Source organism: Nevskia ramosa DSM 11499 (assembly GCF_000420645.1).
In the GTDB taxonomy this organism is placed as follows: domain Bacteria; phylum Pseudomonadota; class Gammaproteobacteria; order Nevskiales; family Nevskiaceae; genus Nevskia; species Nevskia ramosa.
In genome coordinates, this window is the sequence record NZ_ATVI01000013.1 from 42,278 (window position 1) to 59,778 (window position 17,501).

The 17,501-nt window shown below is 65.1% G+C and carries 17 protein-coding genes; 4 read left to right on the plus strand and 13 right to left on the minus strand.

Translation table 11 applies throughout. The features are described from left to right. Positions 1 to 24 precede the first annotated feature (24 nt). From G513_RS0120020 to G513_RS0120045, 6 genes are all read right to left on the minus strand, one after another. A complete protein-coding gene (locus tag G513_RS0120020; RefSeq protein ID WP_022978639.1) occupies positions 25 to 309 on the minus strand; it encodes an MSMEG_0570 family nitrogen starvation response protein in 285 nt (94 codons plus the stop codon). Beyond that, entirely contained in the window at positions 302 to 1,330 is a 1,029-nt protein-coding gene (locus G513_RS0120025) for a sll0787 family AIR synthase-like protein (protein ID WP_022978640.1), read from the minus strand. Before G513_RS0120025 ends, G513_RS0120020 begins: the two co-directional genes overlap by 8 nt. Continuing rightward, complete coding sequence (locus tag G513_RS0120030) at positions 1,327 to 1,902, minus strand: MSMEG_0567/Sll0786 family nitrogen starvation N-acetyltransferase (protein ID WP_022978641.1); 576 nt, start codon at positions 1,900 to 1,902, stop codon at positions 1,327 to 1,329. The genes G513_RS0120025 and G513_RS0120030 overlap by 4 nt, the downstream gene beginning before the upstream one ends. Positions 1,903 to 1,906: 4 nt before the next feature. After that, positions 1,907 to 3,031, minus strand: a complete 1,125-nt coding sequence (locus tag G513_RS0120035; RefSeq protein ID WP_022978642.1) for an MSMEG_0568 family radical SAM protein — start codon at positions 3,029 to 3,031, stop codon at positions 1,907 to 1,909. Between the two features lie 44 nt (positions 3,032 to 3,075). Next, positions 3,076 to 4,119: a Nit6803 family nitrilase gene (locus G513_RS24360; RefSeq protein WP_022978643.1), complete on the minus strand. Its 1,044-nt coding sequence runs from the start codon at positions 4,117 to 4,119 to the stop codon at positions 3,076 to 3,078. 144 nt (positions 4,120 to 4,263) lie between these two features. Further along, complete coding sequence (locus tag G513_RS0120045) at positions 4,264 to 4,743, minus strand: MSMEG_0572/Sll0783 family nitrogen starvation response protein (RefSeq protein WP_022978644.1); 480 nt, start codon at positions 4,741 to 4,743, stop codon at positions 4,264 to 4,266. 1,030 nt (positions 4,744 to 5,773) lie between these two features. On the opposite strand from G513_RS0120045, the gene G513_RS0120050 reads away from it, so the two are divergent. After that, a complete protein-coding gene (locus tag G513_RS0120050; protein WP_022978645.1) occupies positions 5,774 to 7,069 on the plus strand; it encodes a porin family protein in 1,296 nt (431 codons plus the stop codon). Between the two features lie 82 nt (positions 7,070 to 7,151). Here the strand turns inward: G513_RS0120050 and G513_RS0120055 are convergent, their stop codons facing one another. Further along, positions 7,152 to 7,439, minus strand: coding sequence for an MSMEG_0570 family nitrogen starvation response protein (locus G513_RS0120055; RefSeq protein WP_022978646.1), 288 nt, complete (start codon positions 7,437 to 7,439; stop codon positions 7,152 to 7,154). Between the two features lie 275 nt (positions 7,440 to 7,714). On the opposite strand from G513_RS0120055, the gene G513_RS0120060 reads away from it, so the two are divergent. Next, positions 7,715 to 9,118: an aminotransferase-like domain-containing protein gene (locus G513_RS0120060; protein WP_022978647.1), complete on the plus strand. Its 1,404-nt coding sequence runs from the start codon at positions 7,715 to 7,717 to the stop codon at positions 9,116 to 9,118. Positions 9,119 to 9,175: 57 nt separating this feature from the next. Here G513_RS0120060 and G513_RS0120065 read toward each other — a convergent pair whose 3' ends face one another. From G513_RS0120065 to G513_RS0120090, 6 genes are all read right to left on the minus strand, one after another. Next, positions 9,176 to 10,237, minus strand: coding sequence for an alcohol dehydrogenase (locus G513_RS0120065; RefSeq protein ID WP_022978648.1), 1,062 nt, complete (start codon positions 10,235 to 10,237; stop codon positions 9,176 to 9,178). A gap of 312 nt (positions 10,238 to 10,549) precedes the next feature. Beyond that, a complete protein-coding gene (locus tag G513_RS0120070) occupies positions 10,550 to 11,188 on the minus strand; it encodes an ATP-binding cassette domain-containing protein (RefSeq protein WP_028475801.1) in 639 nt (212 codons plus the stop codon). Then, positions 11,175 to 11,894, minus strand: coding sequence for a molybdate ABC transporter permease subunit (modB, locus tag G513_RS0120075; RefSeq protein WP_022978650.1), 720 nt, complete (start codon positions 11,892 to 11,894; stop codon positions 11,175 to 11,177). Before modB ends, G513_RS0120070 begins: the two co-directional genes overlap by 14 nt. A 7-nt stretch (positions 11,895 to 11,901) precedes the next feature. Continuing rightward, positions 11,902 to 12,660 (minus strand): molybdate ABC transporter substrate-binding protein, encoded by a 759-nt coding sequence (gene modA, locus G513_RS0120080; RefSeq protein ID WP_022978651.1) that lies wholly within the window; start codon positions 12,658 to 12,660, stop codon positions 11,902 to 11,904. 92 nt (positions 12,661 to 12,752) lie between these two features. Continuing rightward, positions 12,753 to 13,568, minus strand: coding sequence for an SDR family oxidoreductase (locus G513_RS24365; protein WP_022978652.1), 816 nt, complete (start codon positions 13,566 to 13,568; stop codon positions 12,753 to 12,755). Further along, positions 13,565 to 14,818, minus strand: coding sequence for an acyl-CoA dehydrogenase family protein (locus G513_RS0120090; protein ID WP_022978653.1), 1,254 nt, complete (start codon positions 14,816 to 14,818; stop codon positions 13,565 to 13,567). Before G513_RS0120090 ends, G513_RS24365 begins: the two co-directional genes overlap by 4 nt. Positions 14,819 to 14,973: 155 nt before the next feature. Here G513_RS0120090 and G513_RS0120095 point away from each other — a divergent pair, with 155 nt between their 5' ends. Then, a complete protein-coding gene (locus G513_RS0120095) occupies positions 14,974 to 16,857 on the plus strand; it encodes an MFS transporter (protein WP_028475802.1) in 1,884 nt (627 codons plus the stop codon). Between the two features lie 31 nt (positions 16,858 to 16,888). Further along, on the plus strand, positions 16,889 to 17,494 hold the full coding sequence (locus G513_RS0120100; RefSeq protein WP_022978655.1) for a DUF4124 domain-containing protein: 606 nt from the start codon (positions 16,889 to 16,891) through the stop codon (positions 17,492 to 17,494). Positions 17,495 to 17,501: the final 7 nt, after the last annotated feature.

Below are 17,501 nucleotides of genomic sequence, written 5' to 3' on the forward strand. Positions count from 1 at the left end.
TCCGGACGGGATAGGTGCTGGCGCTTATTCGAAGCGCAGCACAGTGACGGTGGCGCCAGCGCTGGCTTCGTAGGCCAGGGCGCGACGTTCGATTTCGGAAAGCTGCTGCGCCGCGCTCGAGCAGGCAAAGCCGTAGCGCTGGCGCACGCGCTCGCTGGCGTGATTCAGCGCGGCCTGACTCAGGCGCACGAAGTCCTTGAGCGGATATGGCTGGCCGGGATTGAAGTAATCGCGGATCGTCGATGACGGCGAGTAGCACAACGAAGTGGAGTCGTCGGGCCAGCGGACTTCGAAGCGGACTTCAGGCATGAGTGGGCGCCAGGTTGGAAAGGAGTGATTCGGTTGGACCGTGGGGCGCGGCATCCGGCCCGCAGCCAATCAGCGCTTCCTCGTTGAAATCCCAAGCCAGCGCGGTGTCGCCGTCTTCGCTCAAGTGGAGTTGACGAGACGCCGTGCAGCGGCCGATGGCCGACGCCGAGAGATCGCGCGCCTGAAAGCGGGCCAGCACTTCATCGACCCGGCTCGGCCGCACCGCCAGCACGAAGCCGTAGCTGGGGAAGGTGTGCAGCAGCCAGCGTGCGGGGTCGGCATCGGCCGGCATCGGCACCTGGTCGAGATCGATTTCTGCGCCGACGCCCGAGCATTCGAGCAGCATCAGCAAGGTGCCGAGCAGGCCGGCATTGCTGATGTCCTTCGCCGCACAACAGAGCTTGTCTTCGGCGAGCTTGGGCAGGATTTCCAGATCGCCGCGCAGGCGTTCCGGATCGCTGCCGCTGGCGGCATCCCAGTTCGAGAAATGCTGGCGATAGCCGCCACGCAGATCGACGACCGAGATCAGCACGTCGCCGGGCTTCGCTTCGAAGCTGCTCAACAAGGCGTTGGCGTGGCCGAGGATGGCAACCGACAGTTGTTCGTTGCCGGCCCGCGCATTCGAGTGCCCGCCGACCACCGGCACGCCGTAGACCTTCGCGGCCGCCGCCATGCCTTCGAGGATCGCGCCGCCGCGTACGGCATCGCGGCTCCAGATCGCATCGACGACGGCGATCGGCCGGCCGCCCATCGCGTAGATGTCCGACACGTTGACCATCACGCCGCACCAGCCGGCGAACACCGGCTCGCGTTCGACGAACTCGCTGAGGAAACCTTCGATCGCCAGCAGCAACCAGCCGCTGCCGGAAGGATCGGGAATCGCCGCGCAGTCATCGCCGACGGCAATCGCGCTGTCGCCACCGACGCCAAGCGCGGCGACCACCGCGCCGATGTCGCGCTTGTGGGCCACGCCGCGGCCATTGCGCAGTTCGGCGATCAGGCTGTCGAGGCTGTCGCTCACGCAGCACTCCGCAAGGTGGTCAGGAAACCCAGCTCGAAGGTGGTGCACGGTGGGTAATGGGCGAGGTCCGCTTCCATGCGCATGTGCGGCCGGCCGCGCAGCTCGATGGCTTCGATCGCGCGCCAGTGCAGGCGCTCGAACAGCGCCACGTTCTGCTGCTGCACCTGGGCCAGAAAGCGCGTCGCGCCGCGCGCATGCGCAAGACTGACGGCGAGGTGGATCAGCTCGCTGCCGAGCCAGGCTTGGCCGCGGTAGTCACGCCGCACGGCGAGCCGCGAGCCCTGCCAGACGCCGTTGCCCAAGGCATGGACGCGCACCGTGCCGACCACGTCCTCGGCCATGCTGTGGATGCAGGACACGGCGACGAGCGTGAGCGCGCCGGCCTCGTCGATGTCGTCGGCATCGGTGAAGTTGAACAAGCGCTGCTCGGCACAGAACACGGCACGGCGCAGCGCCAGCGCTTCACGCAGCTCCCAGCCGTCGGTCGCCAGCTTCACGCGGTATTCCACTGGCCGATACGCGGCGACTGTTTCGCTGGCCGCGCAGGCGGGAATCCAGTCGGCGGTCATCATGGCGTCAAGCCTTTTCATAGGCCGACAACGACGAGCAAGCGCCACACTTGCCGCAGCCGGCCTTGATGTCCGCGGACTTCAATCCGCCGGCAACCAGCATCTTGCCGAGCGGTTCCAGCAGCTCGCGCATCTCGACCGGATTCGGCGAGCGCTGGTCCTGCAGCGGCGTGCCCTGGATCGGCACGAACGGCACCACGAAGGGATAGACGCCGAGGGCGATGAGCTTCGCGCTCATCTCCAGCACGGCTTCGCGGGTATCGCCGAGGCCGTACAGGATATAAGTCGAAACCTGGCCGCGGCCGAACACCTGCACGGCGTCGTCGAAGGCAGTCAGGTACTGCTCGATGTCGACCGTGGCCTTGCCCGGCATGATCCGCTCGCGCACCGATTGGGTGACCGCTTCGATGTGCATGCCCAGCGTGTCGACACCGGCGTTTTTCATGCGCTGATACCAGCGCGCGTCGTCCGGTGGCTCGCACTGCGCCTGGATCGGCAGCCCGCTGGCGAAGCCGGCGTGAGCGACGGTGGCCGCCTTCACGCCGAACGCGGACTCGCAAAGAATCTCGGCGCCGCGATCGGTGAAGTTCGGGGTGCCGGTGGTCATCACCATGTGCTTGATGCCGTCGAGCAGCATCGCGGCGCGGGCCACTTCACCAAGCTGCTCCGGCGTCTTGCGATTGATCGTGCGGCCGCCGGCCAGTGATTCGCCGATCGCGCAGAACTGGCAGGACGTGGCGCGGCGGCCATAGCGCACGCAGGTCTGCAGCACTGTCGTCGCCAGCACGTCGGCGCCGTGCAGGGTGGCGATCTTCCAGTACGGAATGCCGTCGAAGGTCTGCATCTTGTAGAAGCGCGGCTGCTTCGGGAAGGAGATTTCCTTGATCGGAATCGCGTTGCGCTTGAGCGTGGCCTTGCCGTCAGCACCGGGCGCGCTGACTTCGTAGGCCGATGCCATCGCGCCCGCCGAGTGCACCGGCACCATGATCGTGCGGCCGTCGACGGTCACCGCCTTGTGGTCGCTCGGGCCGGCGCCGCCGCGGCGGCTGGGCGCGCCGGCGGAAGCATCCGCCAGACGCAGACCCTGCGATTGCAGTTCGGTCAGCAGCTGAGAAGTGTTGGCGGTTTCCATGGACGGCTCCTGGATGACGAATGAATAAGGGCTTCAAGCAAGAATCAGCGCAGCGCCGCCTTGCGAGCGTCGGGCAGGGGGATGACGCGGTCTGAACTTGGTGCATCGAGCGGCTGCGTTTCAGGACCGCTCAGCGGCGTCGAAACCTCCGGCGTCGGCAAGCCTGAAACAGGAGCCGTGGCGCGGGAATCGAGCACCAGGCTCAGGAGTTCGGGGCGCGCATAGTGGCCGACCGAATCCATCATCCGTTTGCGCTTGGTGATCAGATTCATGTCGCAGTCGGCGATCAGCAGGCCTTCGCCGCCGCGCAGCGGTTCGACCACGTGGCGGCCTTCGGGCGTGATGATCGCGGTGTAGCAGCCGCCGGCGAAGGCTTTTTCCAGCTCGGGCGTCGGCGCTTGCGAGCGTTTCTGTTCCGGCGTCAGCCAGGCGGTGGCGTTGACCACGAAGCAGCCGGATTCCAGCGCGTGGTGGCGCATCGTCACTTCCATCTGGTCGGCGAAGATCGGGCCGACCAGCGAGCCCGGGAACTGCGAACAGTGAATTTCCTCGTGCTGCGCCATCAGTGCATAACGAGCCAGCGGGTTGTAGTGCTCCCAGCAGGCCAGCGCGCCGATGCGGCCGACAGCCGATTCGACGACTTTCAGGCCGGAGCCATCGCCCATGCCCCAGATCATTCGCTCGTGATAGGTCGGCGTGATCTTGCGGCGCTTGAGCAGCAGGGTGCCGTCGGCGTCGAAGATCACCTGGGCGTTGTAGAGCGTGCCGTGATCGCGCTCGTTGACGCCGAGCACCACGACCATGCCGGCGGCTTTCGCGGCGGCGGCAATCGCATCGGTGACCGGGCCGGGAATGGTCGGCGAATCTTCGTACAGCTTGAGATGCGTCGCGCCCATCGAAACCGCGGGCATGACGAACGAGAAATAGGGGTAATACGGCACCACCGTTTCCGGAAACACGATCAGCTGCGCGCCCTCGATGGCGGCGTCGGCGATCGCTTTCAGCACCTTGTCGACAGTGCCGGTCGCGGAGTCGAGCACCGGGTTCAGCTGGGCGGCGGCGACTCGGACGATGTTCTTGGCGGGCATGACGGAGATCCGTTCTGGGTGCATCAGGATGCGGTGTGAGCTGAAAACGCCACCACCCGGCTGACCGGGAACTGCGCGCGTTGAGGAGGCGCTCGCAGCTCGGCAGTCAGCGGGTGGGGCTGGAGCAAAAGCGTTCGGCGGGAATCAGACCGTCCAGGTGTGGATGACGAACGCGCCTTCGCGATGCAGCAGGCACAGGTCCAGCACGTCGAGCGGGTTGATCGGCCGAATGCCCGGCAGCAGCGAATGCTCGCCGTGGCCGTAGAGCATCTGCAGCGCGAAGCGGCAGCAATAAACCTTGCCGCCTTCGGCCATGAACGCGTTCAGCTGGCCGGCGAAGTTCTGCGCGCCCGGGAAGGCTTCATCGCCGATGGTCGGGAAGCCGCGCTGGATGCCCAGGGTGACGCCCGGACCGTAAAGCAGGATCGAGGTCTCGAAGCCTTTGCGCTGCAGGCGCTTGGCCTGAAGAATGTTGACCAGGCCGATCGAGCCTTCGAAAGCCACGGTGTGGAAGGTCACCAGCGCTTTCTCGCCTGGCTTGGCCTTCACGTCTTCAAAGACCTTCTCTTCGTAATCGACGAAGAAATCGCCTTTCTTGGTCGGGGTGGTGGTGACTGCTGGCATGGATCGACTCCTGGCTGATGGCGGCGCGAATGAGCGACGCAATGGGAACGGTGGAAAGCGGGTGAAGGGCAGTGCGCCAGAGGGCGGCGTCACGCCAGGGGTATCGCAATCCACGTGCCATAGATCGGCAAAAAAATGCGATCACTGTGCAATCAGTATGGGAAATTGTTGGTTTCCCTGAAGTTTTGATTGGCAGTTCGATCAGCCGGCGCAGAAGCCTCGGCTGAGATCGCCACAGTGAGTGCTGCTAGGGCAGGAATTTTTCGCCTGAAATCAGGGCGCGCGCCCTGATTCAGCGCGCCAGAACAGTGCGGACAGCGTTGCAGAAGCTTTCCGTGCCGATTCGATTCTCATGATGTGTGCCGAGTAAGAGGCCTTGTTCATGGCCTATCGGAAGCGAAAAGACCGTTCTTTGATGGCGACCTGCGCGGCGGCTATCGATTCTTTCCGGGTTCTCAAGCGCTTCAGGCGCCGCTTCGGCAGATGCCCGGTGATCGCGGAATGTCTGCACCAGTTCGAAACACTGCTTGCAAGTGTTTGTGATGTTTCGGAATTGTATTGCTCTATCGGGCCTGGATTCGACAGATCAGCGCAGTGAATGCTGCGAAAAGGTGCATCTGGCTCGAACGATCAGAACTGTTGCGCAGTGATTTTGGGGATTCCGGTCGGCCCCGATTGGTCTTCTGCAGCAGTGATCGCATTGCATCGAAGCGCTTTTCGATTGCTGGCTGGCGAATAAAATCGATCAAAAACAATGGCTAAATATCGATCTTCAACCGGTCTGGCTGAGTGATCGCATCCTTTGCGGCCGGTTTTCGTGAACCCAGACGCCGCCGATGCCGCGAAAAATTGTCGCGTGCAGGAATTCCCTTGAAGAGCAACACATTGCAGAACAATCAGATAAATTGATCGCTAATTATTTGCAACAGTTGGCATATCGTTTGCTCCTGCGATCGCCGAACCCGCCAGCGAGCGCTTCGGGTTCCCAGCCGTCTCGCGGCGTTCGATCGATCAACTAGGGAGCTACACCATGACCAGCAACACTCGCATTCTGGCGCGCGGCAGCGCCGCACTGATGTTTCTCGGCGCCAGCCTGGGCAGCGGCGCCGCGCAGGCATTTGCCGTTGAAACCGGCGGCATCACCTTCAGCGTGTCCGGCAACGTCAACACCAACTACACCTTCACCAACTGCGACAAGAACCCCGGCGTGGTGGCTGGCAGTCTGTTGTGCGCAGCGCCGGCGGGCGCCTCGGGCAAGGCTTCCAGCCTGAACTCCGGCAATCTGCCGAATGGCATCGTGCTCGGCGTGAAGACCCAGGTTTCCGGCGTCGACACCGCCGTGTTCTATGGCTTCTATCCGGGTGTGGCGAACAACGACTTCGCGTTCGGCAACGGCCCGAATCTGGGCAGCGGTGCCGGCAACGTTGCGCTCGGCAGTCCGAACCTCGACATCAGACAGGTCTACGCCACGTTCAGCACCGCCGAACTCGGCACGCTGAAAGTCGGCCGCGATTACTCGATGCTCGGCTTCGACGCGATCGTCAACGACATCACGCTGATCGCCGTCGGTGTCGCCAGCGTGCGCACCGCGACCTCGCCGGCCAACACCACGCTCGGCACGATCGGCTTCGGCCATCTGTTCTCGACGCCGAACGCCGGCATCACCTACACCACGCCGAGCTTCAGCGGCCTGACCGTATCGGCCGGCATCTATCAGCCGCTCGATGCGATCGCGCTGACCGGCATCGGCGCGGGTTCCACTGCGTCGGCCAAGCCAGCGCCGCAGATCCAGGGGCAGGTCAAGTACAAGTTCGGCGCGACCACGGGCCTCAACGGCTTCGTGTCCGCCGACGGCCTCTACCAGAAGCAGGAACTGACAGTGGCCGGTGCCGGCGCTACCTTGACCGACCGCAATCCGGTGGCACTCGGTTTCGATGTCACCAGCAAGGTCGCTTACGCCGGTGCCGCGCTGGTCGGCCACTACTATTACGGCGAAGGTCTGGGCGCGTATTCGTACTTCATCGAAGGCTTTTCGCCGACCGGCAAGGCACGCGTCTCCCAGGGCGGCTACATCCAGGCGACCTACACCTATGCCAAGACCACGCTCGGCGCGAACTACGGCATCAGCCGCCTGAACACCACCGATGGCGATGCCGATGGCGGCGATCTGCTCAAGGCAAACAGCAAGTACACGATCGGCCTGTATCACAAGCTGCTCGACAACCTGACCCTGACCACCGAGTACACCGACGCCAAGTCGAAAGCCAACAGCGGCGCGACGATCAATACCTCGAACTACAACGTCGGCTTCTTCATCTCGTTCTGATCGCTGTCCACAAGCTTGTCGCGGTACCCGGACACCTGCTGCGAAATGGCCGCTGCAGGTGTCCGGCTTTTTGCGTCAACGATCAATCCTCGTAGGCCTCGATCGTCACCTGCGCATCCGGCTGGTCGGCGAAGCGAGCGGCGAAGCTTTCGATGATCGCGATCTGCATTTCGGCATGGCCGCAGGCAAAGCCATGCTTGCGGCGCACCCGCTCGCTGCCACGTTCCAGCGCTGCGCGGCTGATCGCCACGAACTCGCCGAGCGGATAGCTCTTCCCCGGCCCCAGCGCGCGGCGAATGGTGGTCGATGGCGAGTAGCAGCGCGTGGCCGACTGATCCGGCCAGCGAACGCGAAAGTGGACTTCGGGCATGACCCGGCTCCGTGGTTGATGCAGACCGCCGCCACGCCGTACGGCGCAGTCCCGGAAGCTGCAGCAATCGATATGCCATTACCGGCTTTCCACGATGCAATCACCGTGCGATCATCACCGCAGGCTGATGAATTGATGAGAAATTTACTTGTAGCCCGATGAGGCGCTGTTGCATGCCTTCGTCGTATCACGGCGCTGGACAGTCGCTGTGGCTTGCCCCTTGCACGATCCGAGCGACGAATGACCCGGCTGCACCGAAACCGAGATCCCTTTCGATGAGCACGACGCCGAACCGCTGGGCTGCGATGGTCCGGGCCAGCAGCAAGCCGGCCTATCTGGCGATTGCCGATGCGATTGCCGATGACATCCAGGCCGGCCGGCTCGCCGCCGAGCAGCGTCTGCCGCCATTGCGCGCGCTGGCCAAGCATCTCGATCTCAACTTCACCACCGTCTCGCGCGGCTACGCCGAAGCCCAGCGCCGCAAGCTGATCGACTCCCAGGCCGGCCGTGGCACCTTCGTGCTTCCGGCGACACCGACGCCGACCGTGGTCCGCTCGCCAGCCGCGGTCGGTCTGATCGACATGACCATGAACATGCCGCCGGAGCCACAGGACGGCATCACCCAGCAGCGGTTGCGCGCCGGTTTCGCCGCGCTGCGCGAAGTGCCGGATCTGCACGCGCTGCTGCGCTATCAGGAGTTCGGCGGCGGCCCGGCGGATCGCGAGGCCGGTGCGCGCTGGCTCGGCGAGCGCATCCCGGATCTGCAGCCGAACCGCGTGCTGGTGGTGCCCGGCGTGCAGTCGGCATTGCTGGCGCTGTTCTCGGTGCTGGCGCGGCCCGGCGAAACGATCTGCTGCGAAGCGATCACCTATCCCGGCGTGAAAGGCCTGGCAGCGCAGCTCGGCATTCGCCTGATGGGCCTGCCCAGCGACGATGAAGGCATCGACCCCGAAGCCTTCGGTGCTGCCTGCGCCTCGTTGCTGCCGAAGGCGCTGTACTGCAATCCCACCTTCCTGAACCCGACGACGGCGACCATGTCGCAGGCGCGCCGCGAAGCGATCGTCGAGATTGCCCGCCGCTACTCGGTGCCGATCATCGAGGACGATGCCTACGGTTTCCTGCCCAGCATCGCGCCGGTGCCGCTCGCCGTGCTGGCGCCGGAACTGGTGTTCCACGTCACCGGTTTCGCGAAGTGCGTCGGCGCCGGTTTGCGAGTCGGCTATCTGGCGGCGCCGAACACGCGCTACACGGCGCGGCTGTCGTCGAGCCTGCGCACCTCGAGCGTGATGGCTTCGCCGATCACCACGATGCTGGCCACGCAATGGATCAACGACGGCACCGTGAAACTGGCCACCGAAGCGATCCGCGAAGAATCCCGGGCGCGACAGGCGATCGCCACCGAAGTGCTGAAGCGCGCCGACTATTCGGCGCAGCCCGAAGCCTTCCACCTCTGGCTGCGGGTACCGGCGCCATGGAACCGCATCGAGTTCGCCACCCATCTGCGTTCGAGCGGTGTCGGCGTGGTGGTCTCCGATGCCTTCACCGTCACCGGTCCGGCGCCGGAAGCGGTGCGCGTCTGCCTCGGCGGCATCTCCAGCCAGCAGGAATGCCGGCATTCGCTGGAGATCATCGAGGACGCGCTGGAGCAGATGCCGGAGGTTGCGTCCGGCGTGATGTGAGGTCGCGGCCGTTGACCAGATGGCCTCGACGATGTTCCACCGCGCCCACCCAGTGGCTCAGGGACGAATCAGCATCTTCATCGCCGAGTCCTGCTTGTCGTGGAACACACGGAAGGCTTCATCGATCCGCATCAGCGGAAAGCTGTGCGAGAAGTAGTGTTCCGGCTGGATCACACCGGACTCGATCAGGCCCAGCGCTTCCGCCATGAACGGTTGCACCGAGGCAAAGCCGTTCATGTGCAGGCTGATGTTGCGCAGGAAGACGTTGGCGAGGTCCAGGTTGAAGGTGGAATCGCAGAACACGCCGATCGCGGCCACCATGCCGCCGGCGCGCACCAGGTCGAGGCTCATCTGCAGGGATTCCGGAAGCCCCACGACCTCGATCACCTTGTCGAAGCCGCGGCCGCCGGTTTCGGCGAGCGCCCGTTCCTTCCAGTCCTCGTCGCCGGTATTGATGCCGATCGCGCCTTTGCGCCTCGCTATATCGAGGCGGTACTCCAGCTTGTCGAGCACGACCAGGCGGCCGGGCCCACGCTGCAGGGCGATGTCGAGGGTCATCAGGCCGGTCGGTCCACAGCCGATCAGGGCGACGGTCTCGCCGATGCCGATGTTGGCCAGACGGTTGGCGATGATGGCCGACGGCAGGTTGCATGACAGCGTCACGGCCGCCTCGTCGGATATGCCGTCCGGGATCCGCATCGCGTGCCCTTCCGCGTAAGGGATGACCAGGGCTTCGGCGTGTGTGCCATTGATGTTGCCAAACGGCACACCGAAGCCGTAGACAGCGCTGTGGGTGGTCTCGCAATGGGCGGTCTGACCGGCCTCGCACATGAAGCAGTGTCCGCAGGATACCGAGTAGCCCATGCTGATCCGGTCCTTCCGCTTGAAGCGGGTGACGGCCTTGCCGACCGCGACGACTTCGCCAATCAGCTCATGCCCGGTCTGGGACTTGCCCTTTTCCATGATCGCATCGAGCGCACCGCGGTAGAGGTGCAGATCCGATCCGCAGATCGAGGTGCCGGTGACCTGAACGAGAATCTCGTGATCGGCCTGCATGCGCGCGTCTGCGATGTCGGTGCAACGGATATCGCCCGCGCCGAAGTAGATCGCTGCCTTCATATCCTCTCTCCTCGAAGTCCTTGCGGTGGTCTTGTTATGACTGCGCGGAGATCAGGAGTCTTGAGAACCAGCCGAGCGGAAGACGCCGCGGCGCGCACTTGCGCCTGCACGCCCCGCCTGGCCGAGTGGTTCCCGATGGGGCAGTGCAGAGTCTTGCCCGCATCTATCGTCCCGCGCCGTGGCAGGTTACCCGCGCAGCATCGGCGAATCTCTCACTCACGCAAATGAGGGATCGATGCCGCAGTGATAATGGGGGCGATCGCGGATCCGCGGTGTCATCCGGTCGCCGGGCCAACGAGGGCCACGTCGCCGTCAGTCGTGCAGCAGGCCGGCATCGACGGTCAGCACGCGATCGGCGAGGTAGTCGACCTCGGCGCGCGAATGGCTGACATAGATCATCGGCACGCCGGTCTCGGTCTTGATCCGCTTCAGGAACGGCAGGATCTGCTGCTTCAGGCGTTCGTCCAGCGACGACAGCGGCTCATCAAGCAGCAGCAGGCGCGGCGAATACAGCAGTGCCCGACCGAGCGCGACCCGCTGGCGCTCGCCGCCGGATAGCTGCAGCGGCCGGCGATCGAGCAGGCCGTCTATCTCCAGCAGGGTCGCAACCTGCGCCAGGGTGAATCGACGCGCATCGGGCGTCAGCTGCTTCCAGCCGTACAGCAAATTGTCGCGCACGCTCAGATGCGGGAACAGCTGGCCGTCCTGGAACACCAGGCCGAAGTGACGTTGCCAGGGCGGCAGGAAATGCTGGCGGGTGACGTCGACCAGACAGTCATCGCCGAAATGCAGCGAGCCACGCTGTGGCTTCAGCAGGCCGGCGATCAGGCTCAGCAAGGTGCTTTTGCCCGCGCCGGACGGGCCGCAGATGCCGGTGACGCCGGGGCCGATCGTGGTCTTCGCGTGCAAGGTGAAGCTGCCACGCGACAGCACCACATCAAGCGCCAGCATCGCGGCCTCGCGGTTCAAGCTGGCCGAGCAGGCGCTCGGTGCGACGGGTGATCAGATGGCTGGCGATCAAGGCCGCGAAGGCCAGCGCGATCGACAGCAAGGTCAGCCGCAGTGCCGCCGCTTCACCATCGGGCAGATGCGTGAAGCTGTAGATCGCCAGCGGCAGGGTGCGGGTCTCGCCAGGGATGTTGCCGACGAAAGCCATGGTCGCGCCGAACTCGCCGAGGCTGCGCGAGAAGCACAGCATGGCGCCCGCAATGATGCCGGGCAGTGCCAGCGGCAGGGTGACGCTCAGGAACACGCGCCAGGGTGCTGCACCGAGCGTGCTCGCCGCCTGTTCCAGACGACGATCGATCATCCGGAACGCCAGCCGCACCGGCTGAACCATCAGCGGAAAGGCCATCACCGCCGAGGCCAGCACCGCGCCTTTCCAGGTGAACGCGAGGACGATGCCGAACTGCGCCTGCAGCCAGCCACCGACCGGCCCCTGGGTGCCGAGCAACAGCAGCAGCAGATAGCCGGGCACCACCGGCGGCAGCACCATCGGCAACTGCACTAGTGCGTCGACCAGCAGCTTGCCGCGAAACTCGCGACGGGCCAGCAGCCAGGCGAGGGCGATGCCGGCCGGCAGGCAGATCAGGGTTGCGCAGCTCGCAACTTTCGCGGACAGCGCAAGCGCCTGCCACTCGTCCGGCGTCAAGGTCATGCCGGGGTCATCGGGGTGTCAGCAGCACGAAGCCATTGCGCTGGAAGACCGTGGCTGCTGCAGACGAGGTTTTCAGATAGTCGAGGAACGCCGCCGCTTCCGGCCGCGCGTCGGCGATCAGCGCGAACGGGTAGATCACCGGCTTGTGGCTGTCGGCCGGGAAGGTCGCGACGACTTCGACCTTGTCGCTGATCGCCGCATCGGTGGCGTAGACGATACCGGCCGCACATTCGCCGCGTTCGACGAAGGCGAGCGCGGTGCGCACGTCATCGGCACCGACGATGCGGCCCTGCAGCGCGTCCCACCAGCCCAGCGCAGTCAAACTCTGCTTGGCGTAGATGCCAGCGGGCACCGAGCTGGTTTCGCCGGTGCACAGCTTGCCCTCGAAGGCCTTGGCCAGATCGCCACCGGCGCGCATGTCGACCTTGAAGCTGCGGCCTTTCGGCGCGATCAGCACCAGGGCGTTGCCGAGCAGGCTGATGCGCGTGCCCGGCGCCAGCTTGGTCTTCTGCTCGACGTAGTCCATCCAGCCGAGATCGGCCGAGGCGAACAGATCGGCCGGCGCGCCGGCTTCGATCTGCTTGGCCAGCGCCGACGACGCCGCGTAGGCCAGGCTCGGCGCCGGATGTCCGGCCTGCTGCCACTGCTTGCCGATCTCGTTCAGCGCGCTGCTCAGGCTGGCGGCCGCGAACACGCGCACGGCTTCCTCCGCCCGGGCGGTGAAGCTGAGAACGAACAGGGCGACGAAGGCGAAGGACAGGCGCATGGATGAAACCGGAGCGATGTGGGAGCGCCGATATTAGGTGGTTTACATAGCGATGGAAAAACGAAGACGGCCGATCGAGTCGATCGCTGGCTTCAGGACAGCGGCTTCCGCTTGGCCATCATCTTCGCCATCTGCCGGCGCATCGCTGCGGCATAGATCGCAAACGGCACCGCGCGCTTGAACAACCAGATGCGTTTTTCCTTCACGTGGGTCAGCACATGGAAATCGCCTTTCGCGACACCGGCCAAGACCTGCGCGGCAATCTCGTCGGCACCGATCTGCGACTTGTTGATCAGCTTCGAGGTCAGCCTTGCCATGTCGGCATTCGCGGTGCGGACCGACTCGGCGAGATTGGTGCGGAAGAACGCGGGGCAGACCACGCTGACCTTGATGCCATGCGGATGCAGTTCCGCGTGCAGGGTTTCGCTGAGCGCGACGACGGCGGCCTTGGTCGCGTTGTAGGCCGACATCATCGGCGGATGGATCAAGCCGGCCATTGACGCGATGTTGATCAGATGCCCGGACTTCTGGCGTTTGAGCATCGGCGTGAACACCTTGCAGCCACGCACCACGCCGAGCAGGTTGATGTCGATCATCCACTGCCAGTCGGCGATCGGCATTTCATCGATGCCGCCGGCATCGGCAACGCCGGCGTTGTTGAACACCAGATCGACACCGCCCCAGTTCGCCTGCAACCAATCGGCCGCCGCTTGCAGGCTGGCCTCGTCGGTGACATCGCAGGGCAGGGCATGCGCGGTGGCGCCGAGTGCGGTCAGGGCCGCCAGTGTTTCCGCACAGCGCGCGGCGTTGATGTCGCCGATACAGACCCGCGCGCCCTTGCGTGCATAGGCTTCGGCCAGTGCGCGGCCGAGGCCGGAGGCGCCGCCGGTGATGAAGACGCGAGTCAAGACTGCGACTCCTTCAGCTTGGCCAGGCGGCTGCCGTACTTCGCCAGTTCGACCTTGGCGATCATGCCGCGATGGACTTCGTCCGGGCCGTCCGCCAGGCGCAGCACACGCGCCTGCGCATAAAGCATCGGCAGAATGGTTTCGTAGGCGACACCGGCGCCACCGTGAATCTGGATCGCCGCGTCGACGACGGTCTGCAGCACGTTCGGCGCGACGACCTTGATCGCCGAGATTTCCGTCAGTGCCGCGAGCGCGCCGACCTTGTCAATCTTCCACGCGGCGTACAAGGTCAGCAGGCGCGCTTGATCGATGGCGATGCGCAGATCGGCGATCCGTTCGCGGTTGCCACCGAGGTTGATCAGCGGCTTGCCGAAGGCGACGCGATCAAGCCCGCGTTCGATCATCAATTGCAGGGCGCGTTCGGCAGCGCCGAGGCAGCGCATGCAGTGATGGATGCGGCCCGGGCCGAGCCGGCCCTGGGCGATCTCGAAGCCCTTGCCGACGCCCTTGATGATCGCCGAGGCGGGCAGCCGCACGTTGTCGAACCAGACCTCGCCATGGCCGGCCGGCGGGTCGTACTCGCCGAACACGGGCAGCATCCGCTTGATGGTGATGCCCGGCGTGTCCATCGGCACCAGCACCATCGAATGCTGGCTGTGGCGCGCCGAATCCGGCTGCGACAGGCCCATGAAGATCACCACCTTGCAGTTCGGATGGCCGATGCCGGACGACCACCACTTGCGGCCGTTGAGCACGACTTCGTTGCCTTCGACGATTGCCGTGGCGCGCATGTTGGTGGCGTCGGATGAGGCGACATCGGGCTCGGTCATGCAGAACGCCGAGCGGACTTCGCCAGCCAGCAGCGGCTTCAGCCAGGTTTCCTTCTGCTCATCGCTGCCGTACTTGTAGAGCACTTCCATGTTGCCGGTGTCGGGTGCGGAGCAATTGAACACTTCCGGCGCCAGCAGGCTCTTGCCCATCTCTTCGGCCAGCGTTGCGTACTCGACATGGCTCAGGCCGCCGCCGAGATCCGGGTCCGGCAGGAACAGGTTCCACAGGCCTTGCGCCTTGGCATCGGCCTTGAGCGCTTCGAACTCCGGGCTGACCGTCCACTGCGTCCAGTCGCCGCCGACCTTGCGCTCGGCGATCTCGCGCAGATGCTGCGCTTCCACCGGCAGCACGCGGTCCTTGATGAAGGCGCGAATGCGGCGAAGGTAATCCTGCGTACGCGGGCTGGGGGCGAAATCCATTGTGGTTCTCCTCAATCTGGGCCGACACGATAGCGATGCGGCGAGGGCGGCGCCATGGCACCGGGCGTGCCCTTGAAGCGCACGCACATCGGGCTGCACGTGGTCGTGCCCCAATCTTCATGCGAGGCTGGCGCATCTGAACGATGAGACTGCGCATGCAAGACGCCCCTCGCGAGAAGCTCCTCGGCACCCATCGCTTCGGCCCGTTCTTCTGGACTCAGACGCTGGGCGCGTTCAACGACAACGTGTTCAAGAACGCGCTGGTGATCCTGGTCAGCTTCGGCATCGCCGGCTTGAGCCAGGACCAGATCAACCTGTACGTGAACCTGGCCGCCGGCCTGTTCATCCTGCCCTTCTTCCTGTTCTCGGCAACGGCTGGCCAGCTGGCCGAGAAGTACGAGAAATCGCGGCTGATCCGGATCATCAAGTTCGTCGAGATCGGCATCATGGGTCTCGGCGTGATCGGCCTGTATCTCGGCCAGGTGCCGTTCCTGCTCGGCGTGCTGTTTTTGATGGGCGCGCAGTCAGCGCTGTTCGGCCCGGTGAAGTATTCGATCCTGCCGCAGGCGCTGCATCCCGCCGAGCTGATCACCGGCAATGCCTGGGTCGAAGCGGCCACCTTCCTGGCGATCCTGCTCGGGACCATGCTCGGCGGCTGGCTGATCGCGCGCAGCTATGGCGTGCCTGGCGTCAGTGTGGTGATCGTCGCCATCGCGGTGCTCGGCTATCTCACCGCGCGGGCGATTCCGACGGCACCGGCGGCCGCGCCCGATCTGAAGATCAACTGGAACGCGTTCAGCGAAACCTGGCGCAACATCGCCTTCATGCGCAGCAACCGCACGGTGTTCCTGTCGGTGCTCGGTATCTCCTGGTTCTGGTTCTACGGCGCCACCTTCCTCGCCCAGTTGCCGAACTGGACCAAGCTGAACCTGGGCGGCAACGAGCAGGTGGTGACCTTGCTGCTGACCGTGTTCTCGCTCGGCGTCGGCCTGGGTTCGCTGCTCTGCGAGCGCTTGTCCGGCGATAGGGTCGAGATCGGTCTGGTGCCGCTCGGTTCGATCGGCCTGAGCCTGTTCGGGGCCGATCTGTACTTCGCGGCACCGGGTGAAGCCACGACGATTGGCCTCGGTGCGGCGGCCTGGCTGGCGCAAGCCGGCAGCGTCCGCGTGCTGGTTGATCTGATGCTGATCGGTGTTGCCGGCGGCCTGTTCATCGTGCCGCTGTACGCGCTGATCCAGACCCGCTCCGCTGCCAGTCACCGCTCGCGGATCATCGCCGGCAACAACATCCTCAACGCCGCGTTCATGGTCGCCTCGGCGATGCTGGCGATCGCGCTGCTGAAGCTTGGTCTGAATATCCCGCAACTGTTTCTGGCGGCGGCGATCCTCAACGCCGGTGTGGCGATATTCATCTACGGCCTGGTGCCGGAATTCCTGATGCGCTTCATCGCCTGGATGATGATCCGCGTGCTGTATCGCATCCGCGTTTCAGGGCTGGAAAACATTCCCGAGGAAGGCCCGGCGATCGTCATCTGCAACCACGTCAGCTTCGTCGATGCGCTGATCGTCGGCGGCAGCGTGCGCCGGCCGCTGCGCTTCGTGATGGATCACCGGATCTTCAGGATTCCCGGCATGAACTTCCTGTTCCGCACCGCGCGGGCGATTCCGATCGCACCAGCGAAGGAAGACCCGGAAATGCTCGAACGCGCCTACGCCGAGATCGACCAGGCGCTGAAGGATGGCGAGATCATCGGCCTGTTCCCGGAAGGCCGGCTGACGCCGGATGGCAGCATCCAGCCATTCAAGTCCGGCATCGAAAAGATTCTGGCCGCGAACCCGGTGCCGGTCGTCCCGCTGGCGGTGCGTGGCCTCTGGGGCAGCATGTGGTCGCGCATCGATTCGCAACTGCGCCGGGCCCGCCTGCCGCGCCGCTTTCGCGCCGAGATCGAACTGCTGGCGGCTGCGCCGATCGCGCCCGAGGACGCGACTGCGGCGGTGCTGGAGGAGAAGGTGCGGGCGATGCGGGGCGACCGGGCTTGAACGTCGCGAGCAGCCACGGGTCGAAACAGGCATGAAGGCTCTGCCCATCCTGTCGGTCTCGACGCTGCTGTTGCTGGCGCTGACCGGCGTGCTGCGGCCGGTCGCGGCCGGGGGTGACATCTATCGCTGCCAGGCTCTGAACGGCACGCCGATCTTCCAGGACCAGCCCTGCAACCAGGCGGACGGCACTCGTGAAGCGCGTGATGGCCGCGAAGGCGTCCGCCTGCCGTCGGCGCCACCACCGGCGGAGGAAGCGGCGGTCGTTGCCGAGCGTTATCGCCGCTATCTGGAGCAAGCCGGCAACGATCGCCGCGAGCAGGCGGCTGCCGATAGCGCCGCTGCCGATCGTCTGCGAGCCGAAGCGGCGGCCAACTCGCAGCCGGAGGAACGGGATGAAGTCTGTGACGATCCCTACGTCGTCGAAGCCGATCAGCGCTGCCGTGATCGGGGCTGGTCGTCCGAGCGCATCTATCCGGTCTTCGTGCCGTATCGGGGACCGTTCCGGCCACGGCCGCCAGTCATCAATCCGCGCCCGCCCGTGGTCGCACCGGTACCGGGTGAGGGCACGCGACCGACCCGCCCGCCACCGCGCATCCCGCGCGATCCGCGTGCCGAGATTCTCGACACCCGGCGCTGATCGTCTT